The 18,076-nt window shown below is 71.9% G+C and carries 20 protein-coding genes; 4 read left to right on the top strand and 16 right to left on the bottom strand.

The window, feature by feature from the left end; all coding sequences use genetic code 11:
- Positions 1 to 5: 5 nt before the first annotated feature.
- From VFZ92_RS08915 to VFZ92_RS08880, 8 genes are read right to left on the bottom strand one after another with little or no spacing between them, the layout of a single operon-like run.
- Entirely contained in the window at positions 6 to 674 is a 669-nt protein-coding gene (locus tag VFZ92_RS08915) for a CIS tube protein (protein ID WP_330875344.1), read from the bottom strand.
- Complete coding sequence (locus tag VFZ92_RS08910) at positions 671 to 856, bottom strand: putative phage tail protein (protein ID WP_330875343.1); 186 nt, start codon at positions 854 to 856, stop codon at positions 671 to 673. Before VFZ92_RS08910 ends, VFZ92_RS08915 begins: the two co-directional genes overlap by 4 nt.
- An 8-nt stretch (positions 857 to 864) precedes the next feature.
- Complete coding sequence (locus VFZ92_RS08905; protein ID WP_330875342.1) at positions 865 to 1,365, bottom strand: phage tail protein; 501 nt, start codon at positions 1,363 to 1,365, stop codon at positions 865 to 867.
- Entirely contained in the window at positions 1,362 to 2,828 is a 1,467-nt protein-coding gene (locus VFZ92_RS08900) for a phage tail sheath subtilisin-like domain-containing protein (protein WP_330875341.1), read from the bottom strand. The genes VFZ92_RS08905 and VFZ92_RS08900 overlap by 4 nt, the downstream gene beginning before the upstream one ends.
- A gap of 19 nt (positions 2,829 to 2,847) precedes the next feature.
- Entirely contained in the window at positions 2,848 to 3,306 is a 459-nt protein-coding gene (locus VFZ92_RS08895; RefSeq protein ID WP_330875340.1) for a phage tail protein, read from the bottom strand.
- 29 nt (positions 3,307 to 3,335) lie between these two features.
- Complete coding sequence (locus VFZ92_RS08890; protein WP_330875339.1) at positions 3,336 to 5,606, bottom strand: phage tail sheath C-terminal domain-containing protein; 2,271 nt, start codon at positions 5,604 to 5,606, stop codon at positions 3,336 to 3,338.
- Between the two features lie 9 nt (positions 5,607 to 5,615).
- Complete coding sequence (locus VFZ92_RS08885) at positions 5,616 to 6,356, bottom strand: carboxypeptidase regulatory-like domain-containing protein (protein WP_330875338.1); 741 nt, start codon at positions 6,354 to 6,356, stop codon at positions 5,616 to 5,618.
- On the bottom strand, positions 6,353 to 6,928 hold the full coding sequence (locus VFZ92_RS08880; RefSeq protein WP_330875337.1) for a DUF4255 domain-containing protein: 576 nt from the start codon (positions 6,926 to 6,928) through the stop codon (positions 6,353 to 6,355). Before VFZ92_RS08880 ends, VFZ92_RS08885 begins: the two co-directional genes overlap by 4 nt.
- Before the next feature lie 187 nt (positions 6,929 to 7,115).
- Here VFZ92_RS08880 and VFZ92_RS08875 point away from each other — a divergent pair, with 187 nt between their 5' ends.
- Together VFZ92_RS08875 and VFZ92_RS08870 are read left to right on the top strand one after the other, a co-directional pair.
- A complete protein-coding gene (locus VFZ92_RS08875; RefSeq protein WP_330875336.1) occupies positions 7,116 to 7,331 on the top strand; it encodes a hypothetical protein in 216 nt (71 codons plus the stop codon).
- Positions 7,332 to 7,434: 103 nt separating this feature from the next.
- Positions 7,435 to 8,160: an AfsR/SARP family transcriptional regulator gene (locus tag VFZ92_RS08870; protein WP_330875335.1), complete on the top strand. Its 726-nt coding sequence runs from the start codon at positions 7,435 to 7,437 to the stop codon at positions 8,158 to 8,160.
- Between the two features lie 44 nt (positions 8,161 to 8,204).
- Here the strand turns inward: VFZ92_RS08870 and VFZ92_RS08865 are convergent, their stop codons facing one another.
- A complete protein-coding gene (locus VFZ92_RS08865; RefSeq protein WP_330875334.1) occupies positions 8,205 to 8,954 on the bottom strand; it encodes an SDR family NAD(P)-dependent oxidoreductase in 750 nt (249 codons plus the stop codon).
- 90 nt (positions 8,955 to 9,044) lie between these two features.
- Between VFZ92_RS08865 and VFZ92_RS08860 the strand changes: the two genes are divergently transcribed.
- Positions 9,045 to 9,647: a TetR/AcrR family transcriptional regulator gene (locus tag VFZ92_RS08860; RefSeq protein WP_330875333.1), complete on the top strand. Its 603-nt coding sequence runs from the start codon at positions 9,045 to 9,047 to the stop codon at positions 9,645 to 9,647.
- Positions 9,648 to 9,689: 42 nt separating this feature from the next.
- On the opposite strand, the gene VFZ92_RS08855 is transcribed toward VFZ92_RS08860, so the two are convergent.
- The gene (locus VFZ92_RS08855) at positions 9,690 to 10,241 is read right to left on the bottom strand and encodes an AAA family ATPase (protein ID WP_330875332.1); all 552 of its coding nucleotides are present in this window, start codon (positions 10,239 to 10,241) and stop codon (positions 9,690 to 9,692) included.
- A 27-nt stretch (positions 10,242 to 10,268) separates the two neighbouring features.
- Positions 10,269 to 11,105 (bottom strand): enoyl-CoA hydratase/isomerase family protein, encoded by an 837-nt coding sequence (locus tag VFZ92_RS08850; RefSeq protein WP_330875331.1) that lies wholly within the window; start codon positions 11,103 to 11,105, stop codon positions 10,269 to 10,271.
- Between the two features lie 118 nt (positions 11,106 to 11,223).
- Here VFZ92_RS08850 and VFZ92_RS08845 point away from each other — a divergent pair, with 118 nt between their 5' ends.
- Positions 11,224 to 11,643, top strand: a complete 420-nt coding sequence (locus VFZ92_RS08845; RefSeq protein ID WP_330875330.1) for a helix-turn-helix domain-containing protein — start codon at positions 11,224 to 11,226, stop codon at positions 11,641 to 11,643.
- A gap of 182 nt (positions 11,644 to 11,825) precedes the next feature.
- On the opposite strand, the gene VFZ92_RS08840 is transcribed toward VFZ92_RS08845, so the two are convergent.
- The 5 genes from VFZ92_RS08840 to VFZ92_RS08820 all read right to left on the bottom strand — a co-directional run bounded on the left by VFZ92_RS08840 (position 11,826) and on the right by VFZ92_RS08820 (position 17,889).
- The gene (locus VFZ92_RS08840; protein ID WP_330875329.1) at positions 11,826 to 13,169 is read right to left on the bottom strand and encodes an endo-1,4-beta-xylanase; all 1,344 of its coding nucleotides are present in this window, start codon (positions 13,167 to 13,169) and stop codon (positions 11,826 to 11,828) included.
- A gap of 98 nt (positions 13,170 to 13,267) precedes the next feature.
- Positions 13,268 to 14,779: a glycoside hydrolase family 43 protein gene (locus tag VFZ92_RS08835; RefSeq protein WP_330875328.1), complete on the bottom strand. Its 1,512-nt coding sequence runs from the start codon at positions 14,777 to 14,779 to the stop codon at positions 13,268 to 13,270.
- 44 nt (positions 14,780 to 14,823) lie between these two features.
- Positions 14,824 to 15,672 (bottom strand): carbohydrate ABC transporter permease, encoded by an 849-nt coding sequence (locus VFZ92_RS08830; RefSeq protein ID WP_330875327.1) that lies wholly within the window; start codon positions 15,670 to 15,672, stop codon positions 14,824 to 14,826.
- Positions 15,669 to 16,619, bottom strand: a complete 951-nt coding sequence (locus VFZ92_RS08825) for a sugar ABC transporter permease (RefSeq protein WP_330875326.1) — start codon at positions 16,617 to 16,619, stop codon at positions 15,669 to 15,671. The genes VFZ92_RS08830 and VFZ92_RS08825 overlap by 4 nt, the downstream gene beginning before the upstream one ends.
- A 4-nt stretch (positions 16,620 to 16,623) precedes the next feature.
- The gene (locus VFZ92_RS08820; protein ID WP_330875325.1) at positions 16,624 to 17,889 is read right to left on the bottom strand and encodes an ABC transporter substrate-binding protein; all 1,266 of its coding nucleotides are present in this window, start codon (positions 17,887 to 17,889) and stop codon (positions 16,624 to 16,626) included.
- Between the last annotated feature and the right edge of the window lie 187 nt (positions 17,890 to 18,076).

Here is an 18,076-nt window from a genome sequence, read left to right as displayed (position 1 = left end):
GCCCCTCACATCAGCCGGGGCACGGTCAGCACCTGCCCCGGCCTCAGGTCGCGGGGATCGGTGATCCCGTTGGCGCGGGCCAGCGCCCGCCACTCCTCCGGCCGCCGGTAGACGGCCGCGGCGATGCTCGACAGGGTGTCGCCGACGCGCACGACGTAGCTCTTCTCGACGGTCGGCGAGGAGCGCGGGTTGTCCGCGACCTGCTGGGCCGCGGGCCGGTACTCCTTGAGGGTGAGGTCGAGCTGGGCACGCAGGGGCACGCCGTCGGAGTGGAAGAGCACGTAGTTCACGTCGAGCTTCTCCACCACACCGGTGAACACGGCCTCGTCCCACACGAACTGGACGATCGGCGGCGCGTGCTCCCTGCTGTCGGGCCGCATCAGGTTGCGGATGGCGTCCACGTAGGACGTTCGAACGTTGTCCAGCGTGTCGGAGGTGTCCACCAGCGCCTGCACGGTGAGCGTCTCGCTGCCGCCGCGGACGTACTGGAGCGGCGGGGTCTCCAGGCCGGGGATGGTGATCTCGGCGAAGGTGTTGCTCTTGCTGAGCTTGTAGTCGGTGGGGTTGAACCGCAGCGGGATGCGGCGCTGCCGCTCGTCGGCGATCACCGGGCGGACGATGTGCAGCCGGGCCCGCGCGCCCAACCCGGCGAACGAGACGGGAGTCGTGCTCACCAGCCCTCCCCGTCGCCGAGCCTGCGGTCGCCCTCGGCGTGCTTCGCGCGTGCGCACTCCTGCTCGTACAACCGCGCCCACGCCTGGATGTGCTTGTTGAACAGGCGGGTGAACACGGCCCCGTCGTCACCGTCCACCTGGAACCGGACTTCGAGGTTGTGGATGACCAGGTTCTTCGGCACGCTGTCTCCTACAGGACGTTCGTCAGGCCCTCGTGGGCGATCTCCAGTGACTCGATGGCGACGGCGCTCTGCTCGCCGTGCAGGTCGGGGCCGCTCCACTTGGCGGCCAGCCCGCCGTGGAACGCCCACGCCATCGCGGGCAGGCCCTCGTCGCCGAGCAGGATCACGGCTCCGTCGCGGCGGGCACCGAGCGAGTCGGCGAGCCCGGTCCGGTACCAGGACCACAGCACGCGGTCGCGGACCACGCCGCGCTTCAACGTGATCCGGTTCCAGGTGTTGCGCAGCGGCAGCTGGTGGACCGAGTCGTTGCGGCCCCCCTCGGCGTAGCCGACCACTTCGAGGGTCCCGCCGAGGCCGGTGACCTCCTGGAACCCGCCCGCCGCGACGAGCGGCAGCAGCAGGGCCTGCGCGGGGGGCAGGTACGCGTCGCCGGGGTCGAGGGTCACGACGAAGCGGAACTTCAGCAGCGGCTCGGTGAGCGCGCGCACGACGTCCACGGGGGTGGTCACGACTCCACCACCTCCAAGCCGCGGTCCTGGCCCAGCACGAGCCGCAGCCGGACGAACTCCATCGGCACGGCGGGCGCGACGTCGATCTCGCACACCACCAGGGCGGGGTCCTGCTCGGGCGGGTTGTTCGTCTCGTCGCACACCACGCGGAACGCCTGCTCGGGCCGGGCCCCCGCGAGCGCGCCGGACCGGAAGGTCTCCAGCAGCACCGAGGTGAGCGAGCGGACCAGCGCCAGGCGCAGCTCCGGGGAGTTCACGTCGAACACCAGCGGGCTCGCGACCCGCCGGATCGCCCGCACCAGCAGGTGCAGCAGGCGGCGGTGCGCGACGTAGCGGCGGCGCGGGTCGGCGGACAGCGTGCGCCCGCCCCACACCACGAGACCTCGACCGCGCACGCACCGCACGAGGTCGACGTTCGCCTCGAACAGCCGGACGAGCTGCGGTTCCGGGTGGTCGACGGCGAGGTCGACGGCGTCGAGCACGACGGCGTTGGCCGGGGTGTGGTGCGGACCCCGTTCGGCGTCGAGCCTGGCCACGACCCCGAGGACGTGCCCGGAGGCGGGGACGTCCCGCAGCCCGGTGCCCGCGAGTTCCGGGGCGCGCAGCGGCGGGTGGTAGACGGCCGCGGTGGACAGCAGCACGTCGTCGCCGTCGCCCGTCAGCCCGCCGGTCCACGCCAGCACCTCGTCCACGGTGGACAGCTCGGGCGGCACGTCGAGCACGACGAGCCGGTCCAGCAGCGGCGCGGTCGTGCGCAGCAGCTCCAGCACCAGGTCGCCGCGGTCCGCGCCGACCAGGTCGGCGCCGAGGTCGGGCAGCGCCACGAGCGCGGGCTCCGGCAGGTCGGCCTGGTCCCGCACGGCGGTCGAGTACTCGGCGCGACCCGGTGCCGCGTCGGTGCCGCCGGTGAGCGCGAGGTCCCAGGTCGCCGAGATGGCGCCGCCCGCGCCGGGCGGGGCGCCGTCCGGCACGAACCGGACCAGGCGGGACGTGGTGAGCCGATCGGCCACCGCCTCCGGAGGCAGGCCCGCGAAGGTCTCCGCCCGCTCGCCCGGCACCACCACCCGGACGGTCGTCGTCGGCGGTCCGGCGACGGAACTGGCCTGGTAGCGGATGGTGACGCGACCGCCGTTCGCCCAGGCTCCGGGACTCGTGGCGACGACCCGCCACCCGTCCGCCCACTCCGCGCCCGCGGTCTCGGCGGGACCGGAGACCCGCAGCACCCACGCCGTGCGACCGCCGTTCTCGAAGAACCCGCGCAGCGCGTACGGCGTGGCCGCCGAGCCGTCCGGCGGGCCGAACGCGCCGACCACGTCGTTCCAGCTCTCGACCCGGACCGGGGTGCCCACCGGTCCGCGCCTGGTCCGGCCGAGGAACGCCGCCACGTCCGTGCGCAGCGGCTCGGTGTCCGAGCCGCGCGGCACGGAGGTGAGGGTCACGCCCGGCAGGGCTGCACTGGTCATGTCCGCGGTCCCCGTCGTCTCACGCGTCGACCAGCAGGCTCTCGACCGCCAGCACGAGCGTCTCCATCGCGATCTCGTTCTTGGTGGCGTTGAACGACGGACCGGTGTACTTCGTGGGCCACGCCCGGTCGAAGTTCCAGCGCATGGCTTCCTGCCGGTTCTCGTCGAGCATCACGATGGAGCCGGACGTGCGGCGCACCCGGCCGTCGAGCGCCTCCTTCACCCAGTTCCAGAAGCCGACGTGGCCGGTGACGCCGCGCTTGAGGGTGAGCGCGCTCGGGAACTTCTTCAACCCCACGAGCTTGCGGACCGTGATGTCCTCGCTGCCGGTCCGGTACTCGATCACCGGGAGTTCCACGTCCAGCCCGCTGACCTCGGTGAAGGACCCGCTCACCGCCACGCCGTCATCGCTGACGTTCGTCACGATGACGAGGAAGTTGTAGGCGGCGTACGGATCGTCCCGCGTCACAGGTGGCATCGCTCTTGCCTCTCAATCACGTCGTGGTGTCAGACGAGCTGCTGCTCGCGGGTCTTCTGCTGGATCCGGAAGACGACGAACTCCGCCGGGAACACCGGCGCCACGCCGACCAGGCAGATCAGCCGCCCGTTCGCGACGTCGTCCTCGGTCATCGTGGAGCGGTCGCAGGTGACGAAGAACGCCTCGTCGGCCGTGGTGCCCGCGAGCGCCCCGGTGCGCCAGACCGTGGTGAGGAAGTTCGAGACCGTCTGGCGCACCAGCGCCCACAGCGACTCGTCGTTGGGCTCGAACACGACCCACTGCGTGCCCTCGTCGATCGACTCCTCGATGAACAGGAACAGCCTGCGCACGTTGACGTACTTCCACGTCGCGTCCGACGACAGCGTCCGCGCGCCCCACACCCGCTGCCCGAGACCGGGGAAGAACCGGATCGCGTTGATCCCCTTGGGGTTCAACAGGTCCTGGTGCCGCTTGGTGACGTCCTGCGCGATGCCGTCGGTGAGCCGGATGCCCCGGATGACGGCGTTCGCGGGCGCCTTGTGCACCCCGCGCTCGGAGTCCACGCGGGCGTAGATGCCCGCCAGGTGGCCGGAGGGCGGCACCTCGACGAACCGGTTGGTCGACGGGTCGTTGGCGACCAGCCACGGGTAGTAGAGCGCCGCGTACCTGGTGTCGAGGGGTTCCCGGAACGTCTGGACGCCCTCGATGTCGAGCCCGTCCTGCGGGTCGAGGATCGCGAACCGGTCCCTCAGCAGTTCGCAGTGCGTGACGAGCGCGGACTCGACGGTGCCGGACCACACGCCGGGGACCGCGCAGATCGAGACCTCGTCGACGTCCTCCAGCGCGACGATGCCGGTGCGCTTGCCGCTGCCGCCGTCGGTCCCGACGAAGTCGCCGACCGAGAGGTCCTCGAAGCCGTCGGTGCCGCCGTCGGACAGCGACAGCCACGGGCCGCCGGTCCTCGGGGTGGGGAACCGGGCGGGGTCGGTGGACAGGTCCGGCAGCGCGGTCGCGGTCACCAGCCGCGACTGGCGCGCCAGCACGGCGGACACGCTCGCCGGGTCGGTGTCGGGGGTGAGCCGGAGGTCGCGGAACGTCTCGGTGACCGCGGTCCCGCCCGGATCGGTGTACCGGGCGTCCAGCACGCCCTCGACGAGGACGAGCTTCGCGGACTCGAACACCTGGTCCGGGGTGTTGGCGTCGAAGGTGACGCGGTCCTCCTCGATCGACACGACGCGCAGCGTGGTCAGGGCGTCGCCGGTGTCGAGCTGGGCGACCGCGTTCTCGTACAGCCTGTTCACCCCGCCGATCCGCAGCTCCGGGCTCGCGCCGCCGTTCGCCAGGCGCACGCGGCGGACACCGAGCCCGACCGGCCAGGCGGGGTGGCTGGTGTTCGCGGGCAGCGTCAGCGTGACCCGTCCGCCCGTCGGTTCGCCCACCGCCACGGGGAAGCGCCGGTTGCCGATCAGGATCCACACGTCGTCGGGCAACGGGTCGGGATCGAGGCCCGGCACCGCGTCCACGACGACCGTGCCGCTGTCGGCGGGCGACTCCACGGCGAGCCGGGTGGTGAACAGCGGGCCCTCGTCCGGTGCGGCCAGCACGGGCAGGGTGGCGCTCGCCGCCGCCTGGAACCGCACCCGCACGGCCGAGCCCCACGCACCGGGGCTGGACGCGGAGAAGCGCAGGCTCGGCGTGTCGGCGCGGGGGCCGACCTGCACGTAGTCGCCCCGCGCCGCCTTCACCTCGACGGCCAGCGGGGCGGCGAGCCGGACCCGCCGGGCCGTCGCGTCGTAGCCGGTGACGGTCGCGGTGCCGATCTCGGTGTCGTCGCCGCCCCGGACGATCGTGAGGGCGTCGGTTCCGGTGAAGCCGATGACGTGCCCCAGTTCCAGCGACGTGGCACCGACGGCGGCGTCCCGCGCGATGGCGCTCACCAGCCCCTGGCCCAACGTGCCCGACGCGGCCACCGCGCCCGAGGAGGCCACCCGCTTCACGTAGAGGCGCTGGCCGCCGTTGTCGAAGAAGCCCTTGACCGCCAACGGGAACAGCCACCACCGGCCGCCCTCGCCGGGGTCGTTCGCCCACGCGTCGCGCACCGTCCGCTCCGGCTCGGCCAGGAAGCCGCCGAACGTGGTCTGGAACTCCAGGAAGTTCGTGACGAGCTTGGGCTTGCCGTCCACCGGTCCGCGCCTGGTGACCCCGACCATGCCCGCGGTGCTGGTGCTCACCCCCGCGATCGGCCGCGGCCCCGCGTCGATCTCCTCGACGTAGACGCCGGGGCTGAGGTACTCGGGCATGGCTGGCTCCTAACTTTCCCTGCTGTTCGGCTGTGCTGGACGGTCGGATCCGGTGATCTCGATGACGTGCCCGCGACCTCGGTCCGCGGGCAGTCGGACCAGAACCGACCCGGTGCGGCCCGGCCGCTCGGTCGCCACCAGTCGGAAGGTCTCGTCGGCGCCCTCCGCCCCGCCCTCCCACCGCAGGGCGAGGCGGAACGCGCCGCGGCCGTCGGTCAGGGTGCGCTCCCGCCAGGGCACGCCCTCGACACCGCTCACGCCCTCGGCGGCCACCAGCGCGTTCGCCACGGGGACCCGCGTCGCCGCGTCCACGGCGACGCCGTACGCGGTGCGCACGCCGGGCCCGTAGGGGAAGGCGGTGCCCGGCAGGAGCCGGACCACCCTCGGCGCGGCGAGTTCGACGGGCGGCCGGTCCTCGTCGTAGGGGAACGTCCGGAACTCGACGCCGACGACGTCGGCGGCGAACGGCTCGTCGTCGGCGGGGTACAGCGGCGCGAACCCGGCCGCGGTGAAGCGGGCCCGGAACCGGGCCGGGGCACCGCGCCTGCCCAGCCCAGGGTAGGCGATGGCCGCGCTGGGCGTGCGCACCGCGCGGACGTCCTCCGGCAGCCACGCGTTCGCGGCGGCGTCGAAGCGGTCCAGCTCGACGGCGACGCCCGCGGCCCGCACGCGCCCGGTGAACTCGTCCACCGGCACGAACCAGGCCGGGCTGTGCAGCACGGACCTCTCGACGCCGTAGAACCGGGTCATGGCGACGGCACCCCGTTGACGGTGCGGCTGGTGACCAGCCGGAGCGCCGACACGTCCAGGGAATCCAGGTTCACCACGCGGATCTCGTAGTTCAGCGAGAGCCGGTAGGGCTTCTGGATCGCGTACCAGACCCACGACTTCTGGTCGAGCGTCAGCGGTGCCAGGGTGACGTGCAGCGCGTCGGTGCTCGCCGCCAGGCTGCCGGTCAGCTCCTCGCCGTCGAGGACCGCGTCGTCGTAGAACGCTTGCAGCGCCCGGCCGATCATCCGGTGCTGGGTCATCTGGTCGCCGCCCCACGGGGTGACGAGGTACCGCAGCAGCAGCGCCATCGGCGGTTTGCGGCTGGTGGGCGCGTCCGGTGGCAGCGAGCGGACCGGGGGGCGGTTGCGGGAGGTCGGGTCCTCCGCGACCTCGTAGAGGAACACCGTCAGCTTCGGCACGTCCAGCTGCACGGGCTCGGAGAGGTCGTGCAGCTCCGCCCTCGGCGGTTCGGCGCTCAGCCCGTCGAGCGCCCGGTTCAGCCGCTCGACGACGATGGCCGACACGTCGGCCACCACACCGAAGTCTCCCACCGGACCCCCTCCTCCCCGCACCACCGGGCGAGCCGCGGTGGCACCAGGGCAGGATTCCAGCAGCGCGTGTCGGGTTCGCGATCCGACCGTCGCGGTGGCGTCACCGCCCCGTTCCACCCCGCCCGCGTTGACGCGCCGGGAACGCGGCGGTGACATCGGATGTGCATCCTTGCCGCTTGTGGACCCCATGGACGCTCCCGAGGAGCGCACCGGCAGCATGATCATGCGTGCCTGGTTGGAGGACGGACGGCCGGACCGCCTGCGCGTGCGGATCCTGTCCTCCGTCGGCTCGCGGCAGGCGCCCCCCACCGCCGTGAGCTCCGAACACGCCGTGCACGCGGCCGTCGACGACTGGCTGCGCACGCTCAGGACCAGGCCCGACAACGTTCCGGTGACGCCGTGACGACGGCCGTGGGCCACAATTCGCGGTGACGCCCGCGGGGAGATCGACGACAATCGTCGAGGAGAGGGCGTTCCCGGTGCTGAGGCGTCGCCTTGGGGGACCGATGCGGACTGAGGTACGACAAGCCGTCACGTTGCGGCTGCTCAAGGGTTTCGCGCTGCTCGTGGGGGACGAGCGGATCGCGCTGTCGTCGAGCGCCCAGCAGCTGCTGGCGTTCCTGGCGCTCCAGGGCAGACCGCGAACACGGGCCTACGTGGCCAGGACCCTGTGGCCCGAGGCCACCACGACCCGTGCGAACGCCAACCTCCGATCCTCGCTGTGGCGGGCGCTGCGCACGGAACCGGGGATCATCAAGGCGTCGTCGCAGGAGGTCGCGCTGGCCGCGGACATCCGCGTCGACTTCCACGACGCCACGGCCCGCGCGCACAAGCTGCTCGACAGGTCCACGGTGTGCGAGGACATCCTGACGAAGCAGACCTGGGACGACCTGTCGTCCGACCTGCTGCCGGAGTGGTCGGACAGCGAGTGGGTGCTGCTGGAGCAGGAGCAGTACCACCAGCTCCGGCTGTACGCGCTGGAGGCGATGGCGCGGCGCCTGACCGCGGCGGGCCGCCACGGCGAGGCGGTCGCGGCCGGTCTCGCCGCCGTGCAGGCCGAGCCGCTGCGGGAGAGCGCGCACCGCGTGCTCATCAACGCCCACCTCGCGGCGGGCAACCGCGCGGAGGCGCAGCACCAGTTCGAGCAGTGCCGCCGCGCGCTGCGGGACGAGCTGGGCCTGGAACCCCCGGTCGCGCTGCGGGAGCTGGTGACCCAGGCGATCCTCCGGTGAACCCGGTGGTGCGCCGGTCGGACCGCCGCACCACCACCGCCGGGTCAGATCTGGTTCTCGCCGCCGTCCACGTACAGGTTTGCGCCCAGGACGTAGCTGCTGTCCGGCGAGGCGAGGAAGGCCACGGCGGCGGCGATCTCCTCGGGGCGGCCGATCCGGCCGATCGCGACCCTGGCGCCCTCGCGCGCCTTGAAGGCGGTCGCGTTCTCCTCGCCGACGAGTTCGGTGATCCCGGAGGTGTCGGTCGGTCCGGGCGAGATCGCGTTGACGCGGATGCCGCGGCCCCTCAGCTCGTTGGCCCACGTCCTGGCGAACGTCCGGATGGCGGCCTTGGACGCCGCGTACAGGCCGAACATCTCCGTGCCGCGGTCGGCGCTGGTCGAGGCGTTCAGGATCACCGAGGCGCCCTCGTTGAGCAGTGGCAACGCCTTCTGCACGGTGAACAGCGTGCCCTTGACGTTGACGGCGAGGATCCGGTCGACCTCCTCCTCGGCGATCTGCTCCAGGGTCGCGAGGGAGGCGGTGGCCGCGTTGGCGAACACCACGTCCAGGCCCTTGCCCCTGGCGCGGACCGCGTCGTAGAGCCGGTCGAGGTCGGCGGGGTCGGTGATGTCGCCCGGCACCGCGGTGACCGACGGGCCGATGGCCTCGACGGCCTCGTCCAGCTCGGTCTTGCGCCTGCCGGTGATGAACACGTGCGCGCCCTCGGCCACCAGCCGCGCGGCGGTGGCCCGGCCGATCCCCCGCGTGCCGCCCCCGGTGACGACGGCCGTCTTGCCTTCCAGCGTTCCCATTCCGACCTCCACAGCTCTCCGTACCGATCGGTACTGAAGTCGACCGTAGCACTTCCGAACCGAACGGTACGGAAGGGGTACGATGGGGCCATGAGCGATGTCCGGAAGCCACCGATCGGCAGGCCGCGGGGGTTCGACGCCGACGAGGCCCTCCAGCGGGCCATGGTGGTCTTCTGGGAGCAGGGCTACGAGGGCGCCAGCCTGACCGACCTGACCGGGGCCATGGGCATCACGAAGACGAGCATGTACGCGGCCTTCGGCAACAAGGAGGACCTCTTCCGCAAGGCGCTGGACCGCTACGCCGACGGCCCGGCGGCGTACGTGGCCAGGGCGCTGGCGCTGCCGACGGCGCGGGAGGTGGCCGCGGCGCTCCTCGCGGGCGCGGTCGCGGCCAGCACCACGCCCGGCTGCCCGGCCGGGTGCCTCGGCGTCCAGGGCTCCCTCGCCGCGGGCGAGGGCGGGCGGACCGTGCGCGACCTCCTGGCCGACTGGCGCGACCAGGGCCGCACGCACCTGCACGACCGGTTCCGGCGAGCGGTCGACGAGGGCGACCTGCCGCCCGACGCCGACCCGCGCGTCCTCGCCCGCTACGTCACGACCGTGGCCAACGGCATCGCCGTCCAGGCCGCGGGCGGCGCGAGCCGCGACGAGCTCCAGGAGGTCGCCGACGTGGCCCTGCGGAACTGGCCCTGAGCGGGGTGGTCCCTCCCCCGGTCACGGGAGCCGTGGCGCGGGTCAGCGGCGCAGTGCGTCCACCAGCAGCGCGTAGGTCTCCGACACCGCTCCCGGCACGCTCGGCACCACCACCGCGTCCGGACGCAGGCGGACGACCTCCACCAGGTCGTCGTACATGGTCCCGAGCGCGGCCGGCCCGCCGCGCGCCGTGACGAGGCGGTGGTGGTGGAGGATCCACGGGTCGTCGCTGTCGCGCGCCCTGCGGTCGAACCGCTCCGCCGACGCCTCCCGGCCGTCGAGCAGCACGACCTCCCGGAAGTCGGCCCCGTGCTCGCGCGCCAGGTCCTCGAACGCCGCGATCTCGTGCAGCCGGGCGTGGTACTGGGGCAGCACGACGTCGTGCCCGCCGCCCAGGTGGGTCGCCGCCATCGCCCGGACGAGCGACCACACGGCGGGCCACGTGTCCGTCTCCTCGTCCCGCCACCCGCCGACCAGGCGGTGCACGAGGTCGACGTCGAGGTTCAGCGTGCCGGGCTCGCGATCGGCGAGCAGCGCGGAGAGCGTGGACTTGCCGATGCCCGGCGGACCGTTGAGGTGGACCAGTCGTGCCACACCAGCACCCTAGCGCCCCGACCGGCGCTAGATCACCGACCGGGCCAGGCCCCGGAACAGGCTCTCCAGGTCGTGCTCGCCGTCGCGGGTCTGCGCGCCGTGGGTCAGCCCCGCCCCCATCAGCTCCGCCGTGGCGGGGCGGAAGACCAGACCGGCCCAGGCGTCGTTCTCCCGCACCAGGCCCTCGGTGAGGTCGCGGGGGGCGATGGCGTGCTTCACGGCGGCCACGACGCCGTCCGGGAGCGCGGCGATGTGGCGGGCGAGGCGGTCCACGACGTCGTCCAGCTCGTCGGCGGGCACGGCCCGGTTGACCCAGCCGTAGCGCTCGGCGGTCTCGACGTCGAACAGGTCGCCGCCGAGCACCACCTCCAGGGCGCGGTTGCGGCCGATCCTCTCGGCGAGGTACTGCGTGGCGCCACCGCCGGGCACGATGCCCATGAGCGCCTCGACCTGGCCGAGCCCGGCCCGGCCGATCGCGGCGAACGCCATGTCCGCGGCCACGACGAACTCGGCTCCACCGCCGCGCGCCTTGCCCGCGAGCTTGACGATCGTCACCTGGGGCTGGTGGCGCAGCTGCTCGCCGAGTGCCTGGAAGACGTTGACGCCCTCCGGCAGGCCGGCCGCCAGCGCGGCGAGGGCCTCCGGTGTGGCGGTCATGTCGACGTGGGCCAGGAAGAAGTCCGGGTCGGCGCTGTCGAAGACGATCACGCGGACCGCGTCGTCGGCCGCCAGCGCGGTGAGCAGGTCCCGCAGGTCGGTCATCAGGGCGACGCCGAGGAGGTTGACCGGCGGGTTGTCGATGGTGACGTGGGCGACCCCGTCCTTCCTGATCACCCGCAGGGTCTGGTGGGAGTCGTGGTCCATCATGTCTCCAGTAGGTGTCCGGGACGATCTCGGTTCCTGTTCACACCTACTGTGAAACCACTCCTGAGCTGCGTCAACAAGGCACTGTGGGGATACTGGGATTGTGGAGGATACCGCCGTGACCGCGTCCGAGAGCGATGTCGAGAGCTTCTACGGGGCCATCTCCGAGGGCGGCCTGGTGTTCCGGTCCGACTGCGCGAGCAGGCCGATCCTCGACCAGATCGCCGACAAGTGGTCGATGATGGTGATGGCGGTCCTGAGCGAGCCGCGCCGGTTCAACGAGATCAGGCGCCGCCTCGACGGCGTGACCCAGCGGGTCCTGACGCAGACGCTCCGCCGCCTGGAGCGCAACGGGATGGTCCGGCGCCGCGTGCTGCCGACGTCGCCGATCGGCGTCGAGTACTCGCTCACCCCGATCGGGGAGTCGCTGCGCGAGCCGTTCGGCCACCTCTACGACTGGACGGTCGCGAACGCGCCCGCGATCCAGGCGCACCAGCGCGACTACGACGGCAGGCAGCGGGCCCGGCCGTCGAGCTGAAGCACCGGTTCCGGCACGCGCCGGTCGACCCGGTTCCGCGCGCGCCTCCGGTGTCCCCGTGGTGATCACGACCGAGGCCCGCCGGGGCCGCTCCGGCACAGCGGTCTTCTCGTCACGCCACCTCGGGCCGGGCCGTGACGAGGGTGGGAGGGCCCCGCGGCGCGGGACCCTCCCACCGCGGATCAGCTCGCCTGGCAGGTGACGGTCGGCCAGGCCCAGTTGCCGTTGTGCTGCACGGTGAAGCCGAACGAGTTGCCGCTGCCGTTGGGGCGCGCGGTCATCACGTTGCCACTGGAATCCCAGCTGGCGCTGGTGTTCCAGGTGGCGATGATCTTCTGCGGCGAGCTGACGGTGACCGTGACCGTCCAGTTGTCGCTGCCCGAGACGGAGACGAGGCCGTTGAAGCGGTCGTTCCACTTCTCGCCCTCGGAGTACGTCGCGCTGCAACCACCGGGGTTCGGGTTGGACGTGGTGGTCGTGGTCGTCGTCGGCGGGGTGGTGCCGGTGCCGGTGTTCAGCACGGAGAGGACCGAGTTGTACGCGGCCTTCTTGTTGCCGGAGCCGTCGAACAGCAGCGGGGTGCCCGAGGCGCGCCACGAGTCGGTGTCGCGGATGCCCCACACGGTGATGCCGGTGCAGCGGGCCACGGACAGGCAGGCCTGCACGACGCCCTGGTACTGCTGGGCCTGGCTGGAACCGGAGCCCTCGATGTCCAGCTCGGTGATCTGGACATCGACGCCGAGCGCGGCGAAGTTCCCCAGGGTGGTGTGGTAGTTGGACGGGACGGGGTTGCCGCTGTTGAAGTGGGCCTGGAAGCCGACGCAGTCGATCGGCACGCCGCGGGACTTGAAGTCCTGCACCATCCGGTACACGCCCTGGGTCTTGGCGTGCGACCAGTTGTCGGTGTTGTAGTCGTTGTAGCAGAGCTTGGCGTTCGGGTCGGCCGCCCGCGCCGCGCGGAACGCCGCCTCGATCCAGTCGTTGCCCGTGCGCTGGAGGTTCGAGTCGCGACGACCGCCGGAACTGCCGTCGGCGAACGCCTCGTTCACCACGTCCCAGGCGTAGATCTTGCCCCGGTAGTAGCTCGCGACCTGCGTGACGTGGTTGAGCATCGCCGAGCGCAGGGCGCTGCCGCCCATGTTCTGCATCCACCCCGGCTGCTGGGAGTGCCACGCCAGGGCGTGGCCGCGGACCCGCTTGCCCTGGTTGCGGGCCTGGTTGACGATGCGGTCGGCGTTGCCGTAGCTGAACTGCCCCTGGTTGGGCTCGGTCGCGTCCATCTTCATCTCGTTCTCGGCCGTGACCATGTCGAACTCACGGTTCAGGATGCCCGTGTAGGTCGAGTCCGAGAGCTTGTTCGCCGCCACGGCCGTGCCGAAGTAGCGGCCGCTCTGCTGCGCCGCCGCCGCGAGCGTGGAGGCGGCGCCGCTGGCGGGTGCCGCCGCGAGGACCGCGACCCCCGCGGCGACGGCCACCAGGGCCGACACGAGCGCTGTTCGTGAGACCGACTTCGCTGTCAGCGTCATGGATGTCGCTTTCTTGGAGGCACCCGTGGAGGTGCGTGGGTGAACGGGGTGGAGACCCCCGGAGCCGGGTGCTCCGAGGTACAGGGGGGTGGGGACCGCTACGGGGCGTCGAGCGGACCGTGTTCGAACCAGTCGGCCCACGCGGTGCCCTCGGTGGCGTACAGGCCGATGACCCGGCCGGTGAAGCCCGTGGCGACCTCCGTGGACAGGTACCGGCCGTCGAGTTCGGCGAGCAGGTCCTCGCCGACGTGGAAGGCGATGAGGTCGGGGGCGGCGACGTGGAGGCCCGTCGGCTGCCCGTCGACCGGTGGCCGCTCCCCCGCCGGGCCGGTGGTGATCACCAGCGTCACCGGGCCGGGCGGCACGGGACGGGTCGCCACCCGGTGGCGCAGCGGGCCGATCCGGGCGATCACGTCGACCTGCCCGTCGGCGACCTCCAGGTCGTAGTGGTGGCCCTCGTCCACGCGGATCGACAGGCCCGCCCGACCGGAACCGGGGTCCAGCAGCGCCGCGGTCCGGCTCTCCTGGTGCTCCTGGCGGCGGCCGAGGAGGGTGCAGCCCGGTCGGTCCAGTGTGGACCCGGTGGCGTGCAGGGCCAGCCACCCCGGCCGTTCGACCAGCGACCAGGAGTCGTCGGGGCGCGACCGCGGCGAGATCCACCGCGGGTCGAGCGCGGGCGCGTCGAAGTCGTCCCGGCGCGCAGCCCGCTCCACCGGCCGCGGGCTGCCCGGTCCCCGTTCGCGGAGGTTGACGGGGCCGACGACCGGCCAGCCGTCCTCCCACGCGACGGGGGTGAGGAACGTCTCCCGCCCCAGCACGTGGAAACCGGGGCTGTAGCCGCGCGGACGGGTGGCGAGCAGGACCATCCAGTACTCGCCGTCGGGGCCGATGACGAGGTCGGCGTGGCCGGTGCTCTGGACCGGGTGGGCGGTGCCGCGGTGGGTCAGGACCGGGTTGGACGGCGCGGGTTCCCAGGGACCGCGGGGGGTCCGGGCGCGCGCCATCGCCACGGTGTGGCCGCGTTCGGTGCCGCCCTCGGCGATCATCAGGTACCACCACTCCCCGATCCGGTACAGGTGCGGCGCTTCCGGCCACTGCAACCCCGTCCCGGACCAGGCGGCGATCGGCCCCTCCAGCACCTTCCCGGCCTCGGGGTCGATCCGGGCCACGCCCACGCCCTGGAAGGCGCACCAGCAGTCGCCGTCCTCGTCCCACGCGAGGTCGGGATCGATGCCGGGCAGGTCGATCCACACCGGGTCCGACCACGGGCCCTCGGGCCGCTCCGCGCTGACGATGAAGTTGCCGCCCTCGGAGACGTTCGTGGTGATCAGCCAGAACCTGCCGTCGTGGTGGCGGATCGTCGGCGCGTAGATGCCGTCGGACGCCGACGCGTCGGGCGGCAGCGGGAGCTGGGCAGGCCGGTCGAGGACGTTGCCGATCTGCCGCCAGTGCACCAGGTCGCGGCTGTGGAAGAGCGGTACGCCGGGGAAGTACTCGAAGCTGGAGCACACCAGGTAGTAGTCCTCGCCGACCCGGCAGACGCTGGGGTCGGGGTGGAATCCGGGGATGACCGGGTTGTCGTAGTACCAGTCCGTCGTTTCCTCGTGCACGGGTTCCGTCGCTCCAGGGTGTCGTGGTGCAGGGGGGTGGTGTGTCAGCCCTTGAACGCGCCTTCCAGGACGCCCGCGACCATCCGCCGTCCCACGAGGACGAACAGCACGACCAGCGGGGCGGTGGCCAGGAACGAGCCGGACATGGCCAGCCCGAGGTCGACGTCGTAGCTGTTCTGGAGGGCCTTGATGGCGATCTGGGCGGTGTAGCGCTCGGGTGTCTTGAGCACGATGAAGGGCCAGAGGAAGTCGTTCCACGCCGTGACGAACCCGAACAGGCCGAGCACGAACGCCGCGGGGCGCACGATCGGGAAGGCGATGCGCCAGAACACCTGCCACGAGTTCGCGCCGTCGATCGTCGCCGCCTGCACCAGTTCGTCGTCGATCGTGGCGGTGATGTGCTGGCGCATCCAGAAGATGCCGAAGGCGCTGGCCAGTCCGGGCACGACCAGGGCCTGCAGCGTGTCCACCCAGCCCAGCGACGACATGATCATGTACTGCGGGATGACGGAGAGCTGGGTGGGAACGGTCATGGTGAGCACGACGACCAGGAACAGGGTGTTGCGGCCGGGGAAGCTCAGCTTGGCGAACGCGAAACCGGCCAGCGCGCACAGCACCGCCTGGCCCGCGCCGATGGCGGTGGCCACGAACAGGCTGTTGAGCAGGGACTGGACGAACGGCACCGTGTCCAGCACCAGGCCCAGCAGGTGGAAGAAGTTGTCGCCGGGCACGACCGCGGGCGGCATCCGCGTCGCGGTCGCGGTGTCGGTGGTGGCGACGACGAACATCCAGTACAGCGGGAACAGGCACGCGGCGGCGGCCCCGGACAGCAGCAGGTAGGTCCACCAGCGGACCCGGCCGTGGGGTCGGCGGCGCGCCGCGGCGGCGGTCACCGGTCCGCCCTGATCCGCGCCGACAGCAGGTAGTTGACCGCGGCGATCACCACGACCACGACGAACAGCGCGACGCCGACCGCCGAGCCGTAGCCGAACTCGAACTCCCCGAAGCCCTGCTCGTAGAGGAACAGCGTCAGCGTCTGGCACTGCCGGACCGCGCCGCACGTCAGCGGTGCGCCCGCGGCGATCAGGAGCGGCTCGGTGAAGATCTGGAGTCCGCCGATGGTGGACGTGACGACGGTGAAGATGATCACCGGCCGCAGGGACGGGATGGTGATGTGGCGGAACCGCTGCCACGGACCGGCTCCGTCGATGGCCGCCGCCTCGTAGACCGCGCGCGGCACCGCCTGCAACGACGCGAGGTAGAGCAGCGTGGTGTAGCCGAACCACCGCCAGGTCACCATCGTGGCGATCAGGACGTGGCTGCCCCAGGTGGACTGGACGAAGTCGACCGGTGCCACGCCGACCAGGCCCAGCAGCCAGTTGAGCAACCCGTAGTCGCGGTCGAACAGCTGCGCGAACACGATCGCCGTCGCCGCCACCGACGTCACGTAGGGCACCAGCACCGACATGCGGAAGAACAGCGCGAACCGCAGCCGGGCGTGGTTGAGCACGTGCGCCAGCAGCAGGGCGATCAGCAGTTGCGGGACGGTGGACAGGAACCAGATGCTCACCGTGTTGCGGGCGGCGTTCCAGAAGCGGGGGTCGGAGGCCATGCGGGTGAAGTTGTCCACGCCGATGAACACCTGGTCGCCGATGGGGTTCCAGTCGAACAGGGCCACGTAGAAGGTGAAGGCGAACGGGAACAGCCCGAACACCGCGAAGAGGACGAAGAACGGGGCGATGTAGGCGTAGGGCGCCAGGCGCTCCCCCAGCCCGCGAGCCGTTCGGGGGGCCAGGGGCGGCGGCGCGACCCGCGGTGCGGGGACGAGCGTGATGGCCACCCGGTCACCCGCCGATGGCGGTCTTGATGTTGCGGACCGCGTCGTCCCACGCGGTGGCCGGGTTGCCGCCGCTCTGCTCGACGTTGGTGATGGAGTTGAGGAACTCCTGGCCGATGGTGGCGCTGTCCGGTCCGATGTAGAACGGCTTCAGCCCCAGCAGCGAGTCGGTGTAGACCCGGCCGATCCGCGCGTCGGAGAAGAACGGGTCCTGCCGCGAGGTGAGCTTCTCGTCCTGGTAGACCGACGGGGTGGAGGGCAGGGCCCCGACGCGGACGAAGTGGTCGAGCTGCCCCTGGGGCGACTGCATCTCCTTGATGTAGTTCCAGGCGGCCTGCGGGTTCTTCGCGCGCTTGGGGATGGCCAGGTAGCTGCCGCCCCAGTTGCCCGCGCCGCCGGGGATCTTCGCGATGGCCCACTTGCCCGCGGTGTCGGGTGCGGTGCTGCGGATCGTGTTGAGCATCCACGACGGCGCGGCCACGGCCGCGTACTGACCCTGCGCCAGGCCCGCGCTCCACGCGCTCTCGAACGACGTCTGCCCCGCGGTGATCCCGGCGGTGGCCGCCGCGACGCCGAGGTCGAACGCCGCCCGCACCTGGGGGTTGCGGTCGTAGACCAGGTCGCGGCCCTCGCTGTAGTACTTCTCCGACACCTGGTTGACCGCCTGGTAGAAGACGCTGGTGGCCGCGTTGTCGATGAAGGCCTTGCCGGTGGCCTGCTTGTAGCGCTTCCCGGTCTCGATGAACGCCTCCCACGAGGGCCACAGCGCGCTGACGGCCGCCGGGTCGGTCGGGAGCTGGGCCGCGGCGAACAGGTCGGTCCGGTAGGCGATGGCCATCCCGCCGACGTCGGTGGGGATGCCGAGCACCTCGCCGTCCTTGGCGACGCTCTGCTTCATCACCCAGTCCAGGTAGTCGTCCGTGATGTCGTCCGCGCCGAGCGTTCTCAGGTCGACGAAGTTCTGGGGCTGCTGCACGAACTTCGGCAGGTTGTCGCCCTGGATGAGCACGAGGTCCGGCACCTTGCCTCCCGCCAGCGCCGTCGTGAGCGCCTGCGCGGTCTCCGTCGAGGTGCCCACCTCGGTCAGCTTGACCTCGACGTCCGGGTGCTTCTCCCGGTAGGCGTCCACGGACAGCTTCTGGTTGATGGCGGCGAACGACCAGAACTCGAACGACGTGCCGTCGCCTCCCCCGCCACCACCCGTGCCGGGTGTGCAGGCGGTGGTCAGGACGAGCGCCGCGGCGGCGAGCAGCGTGGGCAGGCGGAGGGTCACGTCGCGTCTCCAAGGTGATCGGGGCGAACAGCAACACCGGTCGACGAACTCGAAACTTTCGACATATTTTCCGAATGTTAGCGCTCACGACGGTAAGCTGAGTCACATCCGGCGTCAAGGGCGTCACGTCGCTGTCACCTGGAGGACCCACGTGCCCGGACTGCGACGGCGGCCCGACGTCGACCGT

The sequence above is a fragment of the Umezawaea sp. genome (assembly GCF_036375055.1).
Taxonomy (GTDB): Bacteria; Actinomycetota; Actinomycetes; order Mycobacteriales; family Pseudonocardiaceae; genus Umezawaea.
This window is presented reverse-complemented; position numbering and strand designations above follow the sequence as displayed.

What these genes read in the sequence shown, in the direction of transcription:
- VFZ92_RS08900 (WP_330875341.1), bottom strand. Translation starts at nt 2,828, where the DNA reads ATGACCAGTGCAGCCCTGCCGGGCGTGACCCTCACCTCCGTGCCGCGC.
- VFZ92_RS08895 (WP_330875340.1), bottom strand. Translation starts at nt 3,306, where the DNA reads ATGCCACCTGTGACGCGGGACGATCCGTACGCCGCCTACAACTTCCTC.
- VFZ92_RS08890 (WP_330875339.1), bottom strand. Translation starts at nt 5,606, where the DNA reads ATGCCCGAGTACCTCAGCCCCGGCGTCTACGTCGAGGAGATCGACGCG.
- VFZ92_RS08885 (WP_330875338.1), bottom strand. Translation starts at nt 6,356, where the DNA reads ATGACCCGGTTCTACGGCGTCGAGAGGTCCGTGCTGCACAGCCCGGCC.
- VFZ92_RS08875 (WP_330875336.1), top strand. Translation starts at nt 7,116, where the DNA reads ATGGACGCTCCCGAGGAGCGCACCGGCAGCATGATCATGCGTGCCTGG.
- VFZ92_RS08870 (WP_330875335.1), top strand. Translation starts at nt 7,435, where the DNA reads ATGCGGACTGAGGTACGACAAGCCGTCACGTTGCGGCTGCTCAAGGGT.
- VFZ92_RS08865 (WP_330875334.1), bottom strand. Translation starts at nt 8,954, where the DNA reads ATGGGAACGCTGGAAGGCAAGACGGCCGTCGTCACCGGGGGCGGCACG.
- VFZ92_RS08860 (WP_330875333.1), top strand. Translation starts at nt 9,045, where the DNA reads ATGAGCGATGTCCGGAAGCCACCGATCGGCAGGCCGCGGGGGTTCGAC.
- VFZ92_RS08850 (WP_330875331.1), bottom strand. Translation starts at nt 11,105, where the DNA reads ATGGACCACGACTCCCACCAGACCCTGCGGGTGATCAGGAAGGACGGG.
- VFZ92_RS08840 (WP_330875329.1), bottom strand. Translation starts at nt 13,169, where the DNA reads ATGACGCTGACAGCGAAGTCGGTCTCACGAACAGCGCTCGTGTCGGCC.